The organism is Pseudomonas sp. H3_E04 (assembly GCF_054668915.1).
Map to the genome: position 1 here is coordinate 4,187,426 of NZ_CP162797.1, position 15,310 is coordinate 4,202,735.

Annotated in this window: 16 protein-coding genes and 1 pseudogene; 12 read left to right on the forward strand and 5 right to left on the reverse strand. The window is 59.0% G+C overall.

What is annotated here, in order from left to right; all coding sequences use genetic code 11:
- Positions 1–37: 37 nt before the first annotated feature.
- Positions 38–712 carry a RadC family protein gene (gene radC, locus AB4N53_RS19005; protein WP_460122305.1) on the reverse strand — a complete coding sequence of 225 codons (675 nt, stop codon included), beginning with the start codon at positions 710–712 and terminating at the stop codon, positions 38–40.
- Between the two features lie 133 nt (positions 713–845).
- On the opposite strand from radC, the gene coaBC reads away from it, so the two are divergent.
- The 7 genes and pseudogenes from coaBC to AB4N53_RS19040 all read left to right on the forward strand — a co-directional run bounded on the left by coaBC (position 846) and on the right by AB4N53_RS19040 (position 6,541).
- Positions 846–2,054, forward strand: a complete 1,209-nt coding sequence (gene coaBC, locus AB4N53_RS19010) for a bifunctional phosphopantothenoylcysteine decarboxylase/phosphopantothenate--cysteine ligase CoaBC (protein ID WP_039757372.1) — start codon at positions 846–848, stop codon at positions 2,052–2,054.
- Between the two features lie 5 nt (positions 2,055–2,059).
- Positions 2,060–2,515 carry a dUTP diphosphatase gene (gene dut, locus AB4N53_RS19015; protein ID WP_016772550.1) on the forward strand — a complete coding sequence of 152 codons (456 nt, stop codon included), beginning with the start codon at positions 2,060–2,062 and terminating at the stop codon, positions 2,513–2,515.
- Positions 2,516–2,840: 325 nt separating this feature from the next.
- A pseudogene (locus AB4N53_RS19020) lies at positions 2,841–4,217 on the forward strand (phosphomannomutase/phosphoglucomutase); the annotation flags it as partial.
- A gap of 17 nt (positions 4,218–4,234) precedes the next feature.
- A complete protein-coding gene (gene argB, locus AB4N53_RS19025) occupies positions 4,235–5,140 on the forward strand; it encodes an acetylglutamate kinase (RefSeq protein WP_016772548.1) in 906 nt (301 codons plus the stop codon).
- Positions 5,141–5,349: 209 nt separating this feature from the next.
- Positions 5,350–5,580 carry a hypothetical protein gene (locus tag AB4N53_RS19030; protein ID WP_016772547.1) on the forward strand — a complete coding sequence of 77 codons (231 nt, stop codon included), beginning with the start codon at positions 5,350–5,352 and terminating at the stop codon, positions 5,578–5,580.
- Between the two features lie 18 nt (positions 5,581–5,598).
- A complete protein-coding gene (locus AB4N53_RS19035) occupies positions 5,599–6,171 on the forward strand; it encodes a hypothetical protein (protein WP_460122308.1) in 573 nt (190 codons plus the stop codon).
- Positions 6,158–6,541, forward strand: a complete 384-nt coding sequence (locus AB4N53_RS19040; protein ID WP_460122310.1) for a hypothetical protein — start codon at positions 6,158–6,160, stop codon at positions 6,539–6,541. Before AB4N53_RS19035 ends, AB4N53_RS19040 begins: the two co-directional genes overlap by 14 nt.
- A 137-nt stretch (positions 6,542–6,678) precedes the next feature.
- Here the strand turns inward: AB4N53_RS19040 and pyrE are convergent, their stop codons facing one another.
- Positions 6,679–7,323, reverse strand: coding sequence for an orotate phosphoribosyltransferase (pyrE, locus tag AB4N53_RS19045; RefSeq protein ID WP_460122312.1), 645 nt, complete (start codon positions 7,321–7,323; stop codon positions 6,679–6,681).
- An 82-nt stretch (positions 7,324–7,405) separates the two neighbouring features.
- Here pyrE and AB4N53_RS19050 point away from each other — a divergent pair, with 82 nt between their 5' ends.
- Positions 7,406–8,185: an exodeoxyribonuclease III gene (locus tag AB4N53_RS19050; protein WP_016772543.1), complete on the forward strand. Its 780-nt coding sequence runs from the start codon at positions 7,406–7,408 to the stop codon at positions 8,183–8,185.
- 68 nt (positions 8,186–8,253) lie between these two features.
- On the opposite strand, the gene gltS is transcribed toward AB4N53_RS19050, so the two are convergent.
- The 3 genes from gltS to rph form a co-directional block, all read right to left on the reverse strand.
- Positions 8,254–9,459 carry a sodium/glutamate symporter gene (gltS, locus tag AB4N53_RS19055; RefSeq protein ID WP_460122314.1) on the reverse strand — a complete coding sequence of 402 codons (1,206 nt, stop codon included), beginning with the start codon at positions 9,457–9,459 and terminating at the stop codon, positions 8,254–8,256.
- 370 nt (positions 9,460–9,829) lie between these two features.
- Entirely contained in the window at positions 9,830–10,198 is a 369-nt protein-coding gene (locus tag AB4N53_RS19060; RefSeq protein ID WP_186531021.1) for a DUF4870 domain-containing protein, read from the reverse strand.
- Positions 10,199–10,223: 25 nt separating this feature from the next.
- Entirely contained in the window at positions 10,224–10,946 is a 723-nt protein-coding gene (gene rph / locus AB4N53_RS19065; RefSeq protein WP_460122316.1) for a ribonuclease PH, read from the reverse strand.
- Between the two features lie 268 nt (positions 10,947–11,214).
- On the opposite strand from rph, the gene AB4N53_RS19070 reads away from it, so the two are divergent.
- The 4 genes from AB4N53_RS19070 to spoT all read left to right on the forward strand — a co-directional run bounded on the left by AB4N53_RS19070 (position 11,215) and on the right by spoT (position 15,306).
- Positions 11,215–12,078 (forward strand): YicC/YloC family endoribonuclease, encoded by an 864-nt coding sequence (locus AB4N53_RS19070; RefSeq protein ID WP_460122318.1) that lies wholly within the window; start codon positions 11,215–11,217, stop codon positions 12,076–12,078.
- Positions 12,079–12,090: 12 nt separating this feature from the next.
- Entirely contained in the window at positions 12,091–12,711 is a 621-nt protein-coding gene (gene gmk, locus AB4N53_RS19075; protein WP_460122320.1) for a guanylate kinase, read from the forward strand.
- Between the two features lie 168 nt (positions 12,712–12,879).
- A complete protein-coding gene (gene rpoZ / locus AB4N53_RS19080; RefSeq protein ID WP_039757363.1) occupies positions 12,880–13,143 on the forward strand; it encodes a DNA-directed RNA polymerase subunit omega in 264 nt (87 codons plus the stop codon).
- A 57-nt stretch (positions 13,144–13,200) separates the two neighbouring features.
- Positions 13,201–15,306: a bifunctional GTP diphosphokinase/guanosine-3',5'-bis pyrophosphate 3'-pyrophosphohydrolase gene (spoT, locus tag AB4N53_RS19085; protein WP_007920338.1), complete on the forward strand. Its 2,106-nt coding sequence runs from the start codon at positions 13,201–13,203 to the stop codon at positions 15,304–15,306.
- The last annotated feature ends 4 nt before the right edge of the window (positions 15,307–15,310 follow it).

Sequence of the window (15,310 nt, forward strand, 5' to 3'; positions counted from 1 at the left end):
GGCTCGCTCCCACAAGGTCCAGAATTGGCGCCGAGAACTACATCCAGCCACACTCCGCCATCGACAGCGGTTCGCCGTCACCGACGATAAAGTGATCGAGCACTCGCACGTCAATCAGCTCCAGCGCTTTCTGCAGGCGCTTGGTCAGCAGCCGATCTGCCTGACTCGGATCGGTATTCCCGGACGGATGGTTGTGACACAGGATCACTGCCGCCGCGTTATTGGCCAGCGCGCGCTTCACCACTTCCCGAGGGTGCACGCTGGTGTTGTCGATAGAGCCGCGAAACAGCGCCTCGAAATTCAGCACCTGGTGCTTTGAATCGAGAAACAGGCAGCCGAACACCTCGTGCGGCTCATGCCGCAGCATTGCCTTGAGGTAGTCGCGTACGACCTGAGGGTTTTCCAGTGCCGGTTTCTGTCGTGAGCGCTCGGCCAGATGGCGCTTGCTCATTTCCTGCGCGGCTTGCAGTTGGGCGAACTTGGCCGGGCCGAGGCCCAGTTGTTTGCTGAATGCGCCCTGATCGGCCTCGAGCAGCAAACGCAGGCCACCAAATTGCGTCAGTAGATGTCTGGCGAGGTCGACTGCGCTTTTTCCAGGCAACCCGGTGCGCAGAAAAATCGCCAACAGCTCAGCGTCTGAAAGACTCCCTGCCCCATGCTCCAACAGCCTTTCCCGCGGCCGTTCCGCCGCCGGCCAATCGCGAATACTCATAGCACCTCCTTGTCTGTGGGCGCCGCTGTTCCGTAGCGGTCGCTGTGATATCGTAGCCCATCTTTTTGGCGGTCGATTCAACCCTGGGGAGGGGCATCGCGCCGCCGTCATCAACGAAATGAAAGGCAGACCTATGCAGCGGCTGTATCGGAAACGCATCGTTCTGGGCGTCGGCGGCGGCATTGCGGCCTACAAGAGCGCCGATCTGGTTCGCCGCCTGATCGACCAGGGTGCCGAAGTGCGCGTGGTCATGACCCATGGCGGCGCCGAGTTCATTACCCCGCTGACCATGCAGGCCCTGTCGGGGCACCCGGTTCACCTCGACTTGCTCGACCCTGCCGCCGAAGCCGCCATGGGCCATATCGAACTGGCGAAATGGGCCGATCTGGTACTGATCGCCCCGGCCACCGCCGACCTGATTGCTCGTCTGGCCCAGGGCATTGCCAATGACCTGCTGACCACACTGGTGCTGGCCACCGACGCCGTGGTTGCTGTCGCGCCAGCGATGAATCAGGCGATGTGGCGCGATCCGGCGACCCAGGCCAACCTGCAACTGCTGGAAAGCCGTGGTTTGAAGACTTTCGGCCCAGCCTCGGGCAGCCAGGCCTGCGGCGACGTCGGCATGGGCCGCATGATGGAAGCCACCGATCTGGCGCTGCTCGCCGCCGATTGCTTCCAGCGTCTGGCCTTGACCGGCAAGCATGTGGTCATCACCGCCGGCCCGACTCAGGAAAACATCGACCCGGTACGCTACATCACCAACCATAGCTCCGGCAAAATGGGTTTCGCCCTCGCCGAAGCAGCAGTCGAAGCCGGCGCCCGCGTGACTTTGATCAGCGGCCCGGTGCACCTGCCGACGCCTGATCGCGTGACGCGGATTGACGTGGTCAGCGCCCGCGACATGCTCGCCGCCTGTGAATCTGCCATGCCTTGCGATGTGTTCATTTCGTCGGCAGCGGTAGCGGACTACCGCCCTGAAGTCGTCGCCCCGCATAAACTCAAGAAAGATCCTACGAGCGGCGACGGCTTCGTCCTGCAAATGGTGCGCAATCCGGACATTCTCGCCACCATCGCGACCCGCCCCGATCGTCCGTTCAGTGTCGGCTTCGCCGCCGAGACCGAACACCTGCTCGACTACGCTGCACGCAAGCTGAAGGACAAGAATCTCGATCTGATCGTCGCCAACGACGTCGCCAACCCGAGCATCGGTTTCAACAGCGAAGAAAACGCCTGCAGCGTCATCGACCGTGAGCTGCACGCCACGGTTTTCGCCCAGACCAGCAAGAGCAAGATTGCTCGCCAACTGGTCACCTTTATCGCCGAACGTCTGAACCAGGTTTAATTTACATGCACGCTTTGCAAGCCAAGATCCTCGACCCACGCATCGGTACCGAATTCCCGCTGCCGCAATACGCCACACCGGGCTCCGCCGGCCTCGACCTGCGCGCCATGCTGGAACAGGACATCGTGATCAAACCGGGTGAAACCGTACTGATTCCCACCGGCCTGTCGGTATACATCGGCGACCCGAATCTCGCCGCGCTGATCCTGCCGCGCTCGGGCATGGGCCATAAACATGGCATCGTGCTGGGCAATCTGGTCGGCCTGATCGACTCCGATTATCAGGGACCGCTGATGGTCTCCTGCTGGAACCGCGGCCAGAGTGACTTCACCATGACCGTCGGCGAACGTCTGGCGCAACTGGTGCTGGTACCGGTGGTACAGGCGCATTTCGAGATGGTGGAAGAGTTCGTCGAGACCGAGCGCGGTACCGGAGGCTTTGGCCACACCGGCACCAAATAACCGGAGTCACCTCCTGTAGGAGCTGCCGAAGGCTGCGATCCTTTGATCTTGATCTTTAAAAAGCAAAATCAAAAGATCGCAGCCTTCGGCAGCTCCTACAGGGGAAATTTGTGCAGATTCCTCTGAACGGTTAAGCGCGGAAAATCAAGGTTTTGCCGGCCGCAAGCCCGGCCAGGCGAGGCGTCATGGCCCTTTCATAGCACGAACTCTCTGTGGAAAACGCCGTCATACCCTTCAGTTTGAGCCTGCCGTCGAAGATTTCGCCGGTCTGTCCCGCCCTTTTCGAGATGGAGCATTTCCGCAGATGAATACCCCCGCCAAGATCGCCCCGAAACTGCCTGACAGCATTTTCCGCGCCTACGACATTCGTGGCACCGTGCCGGAATACCTCAACGGCGAAACAGCCTACTGGATCGGTCGCGCCATCGGCTCGCAGAGTCTGGCCGAGGGTGAACCGAATGTGTCGGTCGGTCGCGACGGTCGCCTGTCCGGCCCGGAGCTGGTCGCGGAACTCATTCGCGGCATCGCCGAGAGCGGTTGCCACGTCAGCGATGTCGGCCTGGTGCCGACGCCGGCGCTGTACTACGCCGCCAACGTGCTGGCCGGCAAGTCCGGGGTGATGCTCACCGGCAGCCATAACCCGTCGAACTACAACGGCTTCAAGATCGTCATCGCTGGCGACACCCTCGCCAACGAGCAAATTCAGGTGCTGCACGAACGCATCAAGAACAACGACCTGAGCACCGGCCAGGGCAGCGTCACCCAAGTCGAAATCCTTGACCGCTACAACACCGAAATCGTCAAGGACATCAAACTGGCCCGGCGCCTGAAAGTCGTGGTCGACTGCGGCAACGGCGCGGCCGGCGTGATCGCCCCGCAACTGATCGAAGCGCTGAACTGCGAAGTCATCCCGCTGTTCTGTGAAGTCGACGGCAACTTCCCGAACCATCACCCGGATCCGGGCAAACCGGAGAACCTTGTCGACCTGATCGCCAAGGTCAAGGAAACCAACGCCGATATCGGCCTGGCCTTCGACGGTGACGGCGACCGCGTCGGCGTGGTGACCAACACCGGCAGCATCGTCTACCCGGATCGTCTGCTGATGCTGTTCGCCCGCGACGTAGTGGCGCGTAACCCGGACGCGGAAATCATCTTCGACGTCAAATGCACCCGTCGCCTGGTGCCGCTGATCAAGGAATACGGCGGTCGGCCGCTAATGTGGAAGACCGGTCACTCGTTGATCAAAAAGAAAATGAAACAATCCGGCGCGCTGTTGGCCGGCGAAATGAGCGGGCACATCTTCTTCAAGGAACGCTGGTTCGGTTTCGACGACGGCATCTATAGCGCCGCACGTCTGCTGGAGATCCTCAGCAAGGAAAAATCCACAGCCGAAGAGCTGTTTGCGACCTTCCCGAACGATATTTCCACGCCGGAAATCAATATCCATGTGACCGAAGAGAGCAAATTCAGCATCATTGATGCACTGCACGATGCTCAGTGGGGCGAAGGCGCCGACCTGACCACCATCGACGGCGTGCGGGTTGATTACGCCAAAGGCTGGGGCCTGGTGCGCGCATCCAACACCACACCGGTGCTGGTGCTGCGCTTCGAGGCCGATGACGAGGCTGAATTGCAGCGCATCAAGGATGTGTTCCACGTCCAACTGAAACGCGTTGCACCTGATCTCCAACTACCGTTCTGATCCACCCGGAGCCCTGAATGACCCTCGAACGCGAAGCCGCCGCCAACACTGCCAAGGTCCTGTCCGAAGCGCTGCCTTACATCCGACGCTATGTCGGCAAGACCCTGGTGATCAAATACGGCGGCAACGCGATGGAAAGCGAGGAGCTGAAAACCGGCTTCGCCCGCGACATCGTGCTGATGAAAGCCGTGGGCATCAACCCGGTGGTCGTGCACGGTGGCGGCCCGCAGATCGGTGATCTGCTCAAGCGCCTGTCGATCGAAAGCCATTTCGTCGACGGCATGCGAGTCACCGACGCGGCGACCATGGACGTGGTGGAAATGGTCCTTGGCGGTCAGGTCAACAAGAGCATCGTCAACCTGATCAACCGCCATGGTGGCAGTGCCATCGGCCTGACCGGTAAAGATGCCGGGCTGATCCGGGCGAAGAAGCTCACTGTCTCCCGCCAGACCCCGGAAATGACCCAGCCGGAAATCATCGACATCGGCCACGTCGGCGAAGTCGTCGGCATCAATACCGAGTTGCTGAATCTGCTGGTCAAAGGCAATTTCATCCCGGTCATCGCGCCGATTGGCGTGGGTGAGAATGGCGAGTCGTACAACATCAACGCCGACCTGGTGGCGGGCAAGGTTGCCGAAGCACTGAAAGCTGAAAAGCTGATGCTGCTGACCAACATCGCTGGCCTGATGGACAAGTCGGGCACCGTGTTGACCGGCCTGAGCACCCAGCAGGTCGACGATCTGATTGCCGACGGCACGATCTACGGCGGCATGCTGCCGAAGATCCGCTGCGCACTGGAAGCGGTTCAGGGCGGGGTTGGCAGTTCGTTGATCATCGACGGTCGTGTGCCGAATGCGATTCTGCTGGAAATCTTCACCGATACCGGTGTGGGCACGCTGATCAGTAATCGCAAGCGTCCTTGATGGCTGATCGCTGAAAGCAAAAGATCGCAGCCTTCGGCAGCTCCTACAGGGATTTCGCACATGCGAGAATCCGCTTTTGTAGGAACTGACGAAGGCTGCGATCTTTTTTATGCGCGCAGGAAACGCCTGACTCCACACAGCGAAACGTCCGACATCCCTTCAGAATAAATCTCCCTAGGATCTTCCCCTCATCCAACGGAGATTCACTCATGCAGAAAGATTACGTTCCCTACGGCAGCGATGTTTCAGCAGGCACCTACGAATGCGTGGACTGCGGCCATCGTTATTCCAATCAAGCCAAAACCTCTATGCCGCCCTGCCCGCAGTTCAGGAAAACGGCGCATGTCCTGAACGGTTGGAAAACCCTTACCGGCCAAGGTGACGCCCCACAAGATCCGTACCCGGAAAAATCCGAAAAGCCGGCTGCCAGCAAAAAATAATCCCGGAGCGCCTGAGCCATGCAGATCTCGTTCACGATCGACGCCGACGCTTTCGAGCAGGAACAGAAGGAACCGGTGAAAAAGACCTTGCGCATCGGCGACGCCGAAATCGCCCATGCGCTGGAGCGCATCGCCAAGGCCAGCCTGACCGAATACCTGAAAATGCTGGTCGAGGGCGGCATGCCTAGCCGGGCAGACGAGGCCAAGCAGGATCGCCTGCTGTATCTGATTCAGAGTTACTTCGGGCAAACCCTGCCGACCGAATCGCAGATATCGACGATCTTTCAACTGACCCAGAGCCAAAGCAAAACCCTGCTGAAGAACACCGTTTCGCGTTTTCGCAACCAACTCGACGACATCCTGCAGCACAGTATGCGCGCGGTGATCGAGTCCGCCGAACACGCGCAAAATGTGTATCTGGTGGTGATCAGCTCCGACGTGATTCGCGACGAACTGAACATGCTCATCACCCAAAACGAGCCGACCTTCAAACCCATCACCAAACGCAAGGGCAGCGCCGGACAGTTCGAGATCAGCGAGGATTCCCACGCATTGCTCTGCGCAACGCTGGGCCTGAATGTCGTTCAGTGACATCGTCGCGGTCAGTGGCTTGCTGCTGACCTTGACCACGTTCATGTTCAACCTGGCGTGGCCCGCACTCAACGAAGCGTTGGCTGAGGATGAATATCAAAAGGGTTTGCAGGGCCGCAAGCGCAGTCGAGACAAGGTGATGGCTGCTTTCTACTGGCGAGCACTGCCACTGACGTGTGCTTTTGTGGCGCTGTTTTACGTTAACTTGCCCGCAGCAGTCGGGATCATGCGCAGCAGCACGCTGGACCTTTGGGATTTCGATGTGGATCGCACGCTGTATGTGATGGTGGTGGTTGCGCTGCTGGTGTTTGCGCTGGTCAATGTCGGACTGGCGCTGAGGCTGCTCCTCAAATGGCGAAATCTGCATTAATCGCTAACAAAATGACCCAATTCAGCAGCCTGAACTGGGTCTTCTTTTTGTGGGAGCGAGCCTGCTCGCGAAAGCGGTATTCGCCTCACATCGTTCAGTGTGGCGGTCATTCGCGAGCAGGCTCGCTCCCACATTGGTCAAACGCCAAATTGCGCGCGGTACGCTTCCACGGCTGGGAGGTGTTGCTTGAGCTGCGGATCGTCGGCGAGGAATTCCAGCACCTGATTCAGCGAAACAATGCTGATCACCGGGATGCCGAAGTCGCGCTCGACTTCCTGGATTGCCGACAACTCGCCGTTGCCACGCTCCTGACGGTTCAGTGCGATCAATACGCCGGCGGCCTTGGCGCCGTCCTGGGAAGCGATGATCTGCATCACTTCGCGAATGGCGGTGCCGGCGGTGATGACGTCGTCAATGATCAAGACCTGGCCAGTCAGCGGGGCACCGACCAGGCTTCCGCCTTCGCCGTGGGCCTTGGCTTCCTTGCGGTTGAAGCACCATGGCAGGTCACGGTCGTGATGTTCGGCCAGCGCAACGGCGGTCGTGGCCGCCAGCGGAATACCTTTGTAGGCAGGGCCAAACAGAACGTCGAAAGGGATGCCGCTTTCGGCGATGGCCGCAGCGTAGAAACGTCCCAGTTGCGCCAGGGCCGAACCCGAATTGAACAGGCCGGCGTTGAAGAAGTAGGGACTGGTGCGCCCGGACTTCAGGGTGAACTCACCGAAGCGCAAAACGCCGCGATCGATGGCAAAACGAATGAAATCGCGCTGATACGCTTGCATGAAAAAAACCCCAAATACCACGGATTTAGCTAATTAGCTTGACGCCGTGTATCATACACGCACGCGATTTTTGGGGCCATTTATGCGGATCATCAGTGTGAACGTCAATGGTATTCAGGCGGCAGTCGAGCGCGGTTTGCTCAGTTGGCTGCAAGCCCAGAATGCCGACGTCATCTGCCTGCAGGACACCCGTGCCTCCGCCTTTGAACTGGATGACCCAGCCTTCCAACTGGATGGCTACTTCCTTTATGCCTGCGATGCTGAAGTCCCTGCCCAAGGCGGCGTGGCTTTGTATTCGCGGTTGCAACCGAAGGCTGTCATCAGCGGTCTCGGTTTCGAGACGGCCGACCGCTACGGGCGCTACCTGCAAGCAGATTTCGACAAAGTCAGTATTGCCACCTTGCTGTTTCCTTCGGGGATGAACGGCGATGAGGACTTGAACCAGAAGTTCAAGCTCATGGACGATTTCGGCAAGTACCTGGACAAACAGCGACGCAAACGTCGCGAGTACATTTATTGTGGCTCGCTGTACGTTGCGCAGCAGAAACTCGACATCAAGAACTGGCGCGACAGCCAGCAATCTCCAGGCTTCCTGGCGCCGGAACGCGCCTGGATGGACGAGATTGTCGGCAATATGGGCTATGTCGATGCGCTGCGTGAAGTCAGCCGCGAAGGCGACCAGTACAGCTGGTGGCCGGATAACGAACAGGCCGAGATGCTCAATCTGGGCTGGCGTTTCGACTATCAGATCCTGACCCCGGGCCTGCGTCGCTCGGTGCGCAGCGCACGCCTGCCGCGTCAGCCACGGTTCTCGCAGCACGCGCCGTTGATCGTCGACTACGACTGGACGCTGACCATCTAAGCGTTTTATCGCAGCCAAAGAAAATGCCCGCATCGAGAGATGCGGGCATTTTTTATGCGCCGTGCGTCCTAGACCGCCGCGAAGAATGGCAAGGTCAGATACAACTTGATCACGATGACGTTAACGATATCGATGAAGAACGCTCCTACCATCGGCACCACCAGAAACGCGATTTGCGAAGGGCCATAGCGCTGCGTCACCGCTTGCATGTTGGCGATGGCCGTAGGCGTAGCACCCAGCCCAAAGCCGCAATGTCCCGAAGCGAGCACCGCGGCATCGTAGTTACTGCCCATTACCCGGAACGTTACAAAAATCGCAAACAGCGCCATGACCAGCGCCTGCACGGCCAGAATGATGAAGATCGGCAATGCCAGCGCCGCCAGATCCCATAGCTTGAGCGACATCAACGCGATCGCCAGAAACAGCGAGAGGCTGACATTGCCGAGCACAGAAACTTCACGCTCGAATACTTGATACAACCCAAGCGCTGAAAGTCCATTACGTAACATCACGCCCACAAACAACACGCAAACAAAGGTCGGCAGCTCGAAAGCAGTGCCATGCAGCAGGCCATTCAAAAGATTACCTGCGAGCAGGCTGACGGCAATCAGCGCCAGTGTTTCGACGAAAGAAAAGGGCGTGATCGAGCGCTCCTTGTTCGGCTGCTCGAAACCTCGTGGCAGTCGCGGCGCTTGCTGGGGGCTGCCGGGCACTTGCACACGCTTGATCAGCAACCGCGCAACGGGCCCACCGATCAGACCACCCAGCACCAGACCGAATGTCGCCGAGGCCAACGCCAGTTCCGAAGCCGAGGCCAGGCCATATTTCTCGCTGAACACCGCGCCCCATGCAGCGCCAGTGCCGTGGCCGCCGGCGAGCGTGATCGAGCCTGTCAGCAAGCCCATCAAAGGGTCGAGCCCGAGCAAAGTGGCCAGTCCGATGCCCATGGCGTTCTGCACCACCAACAAGCCAATGACCGCCAACAGGAAGATACCGACAATGCGACCGCCCTTCTTCAGACTGGCAAGGTCCGCGCTCAAGCCGATCGTGGCAAAGAAAGCCAACATCAGCGGTGTCTGCAGTGATGTATCGAAGCGGACTTCAATATCAAAAGTGCGCAATACCAACAGGAGCACGGCGACCACCAAGCCACCCGCTACCGGTTCGGGAATATTGTAACTTCGCAGAAAGCCAATACGCGTAACCAGTCCGCGTCCGAGCAGTAGTACTAAAGAAGCGGCCACGAGCGTGCCGTAGAAATCGAGCTCAATCATGTGGATTATTCTTGGCTAAGTATTCACGAGGCGAGCGCTTACCTTGGCCCGACGGGTGAACCGGCTGATTTTATCAACACTGATTACTGGGGAATTCAAGTGCCATCAATGGCTTGAACATATCGAAATGTTTCAATCAAAACATTACATCGGGCAACTTTAACAACCTGCTCACGCCAATAACAAGGGCGGCAACACGCACTTCACCGATCAGTTGTGACCAAAGATTTAAATAAAAAAATATCCGTAAACAAATGCCAAACCGCACATCGACAAAAGATTAGTCCTACAATAAAACCAAACTTTTTAGTTGCACAAATAAAAACACCCCGGTAACGGGGTGTTTTTTATACTGCAATTCAGCTGACCGTTACTTGATCAATCGCCAGGTGAACGGATATCTGTATGGGAAACCTTCGTTGGCTTTGACACCTGCAATGATCGTCAGAACCAATGCCGCGATCGCCAGCAAGCCAAACAGGAAGAAACCGATGATCAGTAGCATGAGCAGGAAGCAGATCATCGAGGCAATGGCGACAGTGATCTGAAAATTCAGCGCCTCTTTGCCCTGCGCATCGATGAAGGGGTCCTTCTCGCGTTTCATCTGCCAAAGGATCAGCGGCCCGATCAGATTGCCGAACGGAATCCAGATCCCCAGCAAGGCGGACAAGTGACAGAACATCGCCCATTGGCGAACCTCCTGGCTCGGTTTGGGCAGCAACGCTTGCTCGTCACTCATCATGTTCTCCTTGTAGTCAAGAACCTCAGTCGGCCAGTGCGGCCTTCTGCAATTCGAAGATCTCGTTCATGCCCTGCTTGGCCAGTTCCAGCATGGAATTGAGCTCGTCAGGCTGGAACGGCGCGCCTTCAGCGGTGCCCTGCACTTCGATGAAACCGCCGGTGCTGGTCATCACTACGTTGAGGTCGGTTTCAGCAGCGGAATCTTCAAGATAGTCCAGATCCAGCACCGGCTCGCCCTGGTACATTCCCACAGAGACCGCGCCGATCATCTGCTTGAGCGGGTCACCGCCTTTCAGGCCGCCGCGCTTCTTGATCACTTTCAAGGCATCGACCAGCGCAACCATGGCGCCAGTGATGGAGGCGGTGCGAGTGCCGCCATCGGCCTGGATCACGTCGCAATCGACGTACAGGGTCACGTCGCCGAGCTTGGACATGTCCAGCGCTGCGCGCAGGGAACGGCCGATCAGACGCTGGATTTCCAGCGTACGACCGCCCTGCTTGCCACGGCTGGCTTCACGCTGGTTACGCTCGCCGGTGGCGCGTGGCAGCATGCCGTATTCGGCAGTCAGCCAGCCCTGGCCCTGACCTTTGAGGAAACGCGGCACGCCGTTTTCAACGCTGACGGTGCAGATGACTTTGGTATCACCGAATTCGACCAGTACGGATCCCTCGGCGTGTTTGGTGTAGTTGCGGGTGATGCGGATCGAGCGGAGCTGATCGGCAGCGCGACCACTTGGACGTTTCATAGGGATACCTGTACTGAGGACGGAAAACTGCTGAGCATTATAGAGCGCTGCACCGCGAGTGGGCACTGGTTAAAACCGCCGGCCGACGACCGAAGCCCCTCAAGCGCGCATAACCGACGGGCTGCAGCGCTTTGTCACACCGTGTGTTTGGGCGCATTCGCCGCACTGCGCTACAATCCTGCGCCTTTGCTGCCAGTCGGCTTAAATTCATTGAAATCGCGCCTGCGAAACAGCGTTTCGCGCCGATCTGCATTGCGAGGTCACCGCCATGGTGCACAGCATGACCGCCTTCGCCCGCGTCGAAAAAGCCGGCGCCCAGGGCACCCTGAGCTGGGAACTGCGCTCGGTCAACAGCCGCTATCTGGAACCGCACCTGCGTTTGCCCGAATCGTTTCGCGACCTCGAAGGCGCCGTGCGTGAAGCGCTGCGCCAGGGCCTGTCGCGGGGCAAACTGGAGTGCACGCTGCGCTTCACCGAGGAAAGCACCGGCAAGCCGCTGCAAGTCGATCGCGAACGCGCCGCGCAACTGGTTGCCGCTGCGGAAACCGTAGCCGGGCTGATCAAGAATCCCGCTGCACTGAATCCACTGGAAGTGCTGGCCTGGCCCGGCGTGCTGGTGGCCGATGCGACCGACCCACAAGCGCTGAACGCCGAAGCCCTGTCCCTGTTCAATCAGGGTTTGAAGGACTTGAAAGCTGGCCGCGAGCGCGAAGGCGCAGAGCTGGCTCGCTTGATCAACGACCGCCTGACTTCCATCGAAGAAGACGTCGTGACCCTGCGTGAACTGGTACCGCAGATGCTCGCTACCCAGCGTCAGAAAGTCCTCGACCGCTTTGCCGACATGAAGGCTGAACTCGACCCGCAGCGCCTTGAACAGGAAATGGTCATCCTCGCGCAAAAAAGCGATGTCGCCGAAGAACTGGATCGCCTGAGCACTCACATCATCGAAGTTCGCCGGGTACTCAAATCCGGTGGTGCCGCCGGGCGGCGTCTGGACTTCCTGATGCAGGAGCTCAACCGCGAAGCCAACACACTGGGCTCCAAAGCCTTCGACCCGCGCAGCACCCAGGCCGCCGTCAACCTCAAGGTGTTGATCGAGCAGATGCGCGAACAAGTGCAGAATATTGAGTAAGGCTACCCTGACATGACCCAACACACCGGCACCCTGTACATCATTTCCGCGCCATCGGGCGCGGGCAAGAGCAGTCTGGTCAAGGCGTTGACCGACGCCAATCCGGAGATCCGCGTTTCGGTCTCGCACACGACCCGCGCCATGCGCCCGGGTGAAGTGGACGGCGTGAACTACCACTTCGTGACCCGCGAAGAGTTCGTGAAGATGGGCGAGCACGGCGACTTCCTTGAACGCGCCGAAGTCTTCGGCAACTTCTACGGCACCTCGCAAAGCCGCCTGCAGCAGACACTGGACGAAGGTCACGACCTGATTCTGGAGATCGACTGGCAAGGCGCCGAGCAAGTGCGCAAGCTGATGCCGCAGGCGCGCTCGATCTTCATCCTGCCGCCGTCGCTGCAAGCCTTGCACCAGCGCCTGACCAACCGCGGCCAGGACAGCGACGAAATCATCGACGGCCGCATGCGCGAAGCGGTCAGCGAGATGAGCCATTACGTCGATTACGATTACTTGATCATCAACGACGATTTCGCCCACGCGCTGGACGATCTCAAGGCAATTTTCCGGGCCAATCAGTTGCAACAGAAACGTCAGCAAGTGCGTTTCGGCAAACTGCTCGCTGAATTGCTCGGTTGAATCAGTACTTCCCAAAACGCCCGCAAGCGCTTTACATTGGTGCTTGCAGCGCGTTGAAGGGTCTGGTCAAAAAATCAGCGCTTCCCTAATCGCTGGTGATTTTTTAAACTGTTCAGTCCGCTCGCCCAACCGGGCAGCGCGCATATTGCATTCGCTCCGAGGAATACCATGGCCCGCGTAACCGTTGAAGACTGCCTAGAACACGTGGAAAACCGCTTTGAGCTGGTCATGCTCTCTACCAAGCGTGCCCGTCAACTGGCCACCGGCGGCAAAGAGCCACTGGTTCAGTGGGAAAACGACAAGCCGACTGTTGTCGCGCTGCGTGAAATTGCTGAAGGCGTGATGAGCTACGAGTACATCGCCGAGCAGGAAATCGTCCAGGATGAACCGCTGTTCGCAGCGTTCGAGGACGAGTCGAACGAGGCCGTCTAAGCCTATGCCTGGTCGACGTAGCACGGCGCGGGGTCACAGCTTTCGGCAGGATTCATCATGCCGAGCATAGACGCCCTCGCCGACCGCTTATCGACCTACCTCGGCAATGACCAGGTCAACCTGGTCCGCCGAGCGTATTTCTACGCCGAACAAGCCCATGACGGTCAACGCCGTCGCAGCGGCGAGGCGTACGTCACGCATCCTCTTGCGGTGGCGAATATTCTTGCCGACATGCACATGGACCATCAGAGCCTGATGGCCGCGATGCTGCATGACGTGATCGAAGACACCGGTATCGCCAAAGAAGCGCTGCAGGCGCAGTTCGGTGAAACCGTGGCCGAACTGGTCGACGGGGTCAGCAAACTGACCCAGATGAATTTCGAGACCAAGGCCGAAGCCCAAGCCGAAAACTTCCAGAAGATGGCCATGGCCATGGCGCGCGACATTCGCGTGATCCTGGTCAAACTCGCCGACCGCCTGCACAACATGCGCACGCTGGAAGTGCTGTCGGGTGAAAAACGCCGACGCATCGCCAAGGAAACCCTCGAAATCTACGCGCCCATTGCCAACCGCCTGGGCATGCACGCGATCCGCATCGAATTCGAAGACCTCGGTTTCAAGGCCATGCACCCGATGCGTTCCGCGCGGATCTACCAGGCGGTAAAGCGCGCCCGGGGCAACCGCAAGGAAATCGTCAACAAGATCGAAGAATCCCTTGGCCATTGCCTCGCCATCGACGGCATCCAGGGCGAAGTCAGCGGTCGGCAGAAACACCTCTACGGCATCTACAAGAAAATGCGCGGCAAGCGTCGGGCCTTCAACGAGATCATGGACGTCTACGCGTTCCGGATCATCGTCGACAAGGTCGATACCTGCTACCGCGTACTGGGTGCTGTGCATAATTTGTACAAACCGTTGCCGGGGCGCTTCAAGGATTACATCGCGATTCCCAAGGCCAACGGCTATCAGTCGCTGCACACCACGCTGTTCGGCATGCACGGCGTACCGATCGAGATCCAGATCCGCACCCGCGAAATGGAAGAGATGGCCAACAACGGCATTGCCGCTCATTGGCTGTACAAATCCAGCGGCGACGAGCAGCCGAAAGGCACGCACGCACGCGCTCGCCAATGGGTCAAAGGCGTGCTGGAAATGCAGCAGCGCGCGGGCAACTCGCTGGAATTCATCGAGAGCGTGAAGATCGACCTGTTTCCGGACGAGGTCTACGTGTTCACGCCAAAAGGCCGGATCATGGAGCTGCCGAAAGGCTCCACGGCGGTCGACTTTGCCTACGCGGTACACACCGACGTCGGCAACAGCTGCATTGCCTGCCGGATCAATCGTCGTCTCGCGCCGCTGTCCGAACCGCTGCAAAGCGGCTCCACGGTCGAGATCGTCAGCGCTCCCGGCGCCCGGCCGAACCCGGCGTGGCTCAACTTCGTCGTTACCGGCAAGGCACGCACACATATTCGTCACGCGCTGAAGCTACAGCGACGCTCCGAGTCGATCAGCCTTGGCGAACGCCTGCTGAACAAGGTCCTCAACGGTTTCGACAGCTCGCTGGAAAAGATCCCGGCCGAGCGGGTCAAGGCGATGCTCACCGAGTACCGCCTCGAACTGATCGAAGACCTGCTCGAAGACATCGGTCTGGGCAATCGCATGGCCTACGTGGTCGCACGTCGCCTGCTTGGCGAAGGCGAGCAGCTGCCGAGTCCGGAAGGCCCGCTGGCGATTCGCGGTACCGAAGGCCTGGTGCTCAGCTACGCCAAGTGCTGCACGCCGATCCCGGGCGACCCTATCGTCGGCCACCTGTCGGCGGGCAAAGGCATGGTCGTGCACCTGGACAACTGCCGCAACATCAGCGAAATCCGGCACAACCCGGAAAAGTGCATCCAGCTCTCGTGGGCCAAGGATGTCACCGGCGAATTCAACGTCGAGTTGCGCGTCGAACTGGAACACCAGCGCGGCCTCATCGCTCTGCTGGCAAGCAGCGTCAACGCCGCCGACGGCAACATCGAGAAAATCAGCATGGACGAACGCGATGGTCGCATCAGCGTCGTGCAGTTGGTGGTCAGCGTTCACGACCGTGTGCACCTGGCCCGCGTGATCAAGAAACTGCGCGCCTTGACCGGGGTGATCCGCATCACCCGCATGCGTGCATAACCTG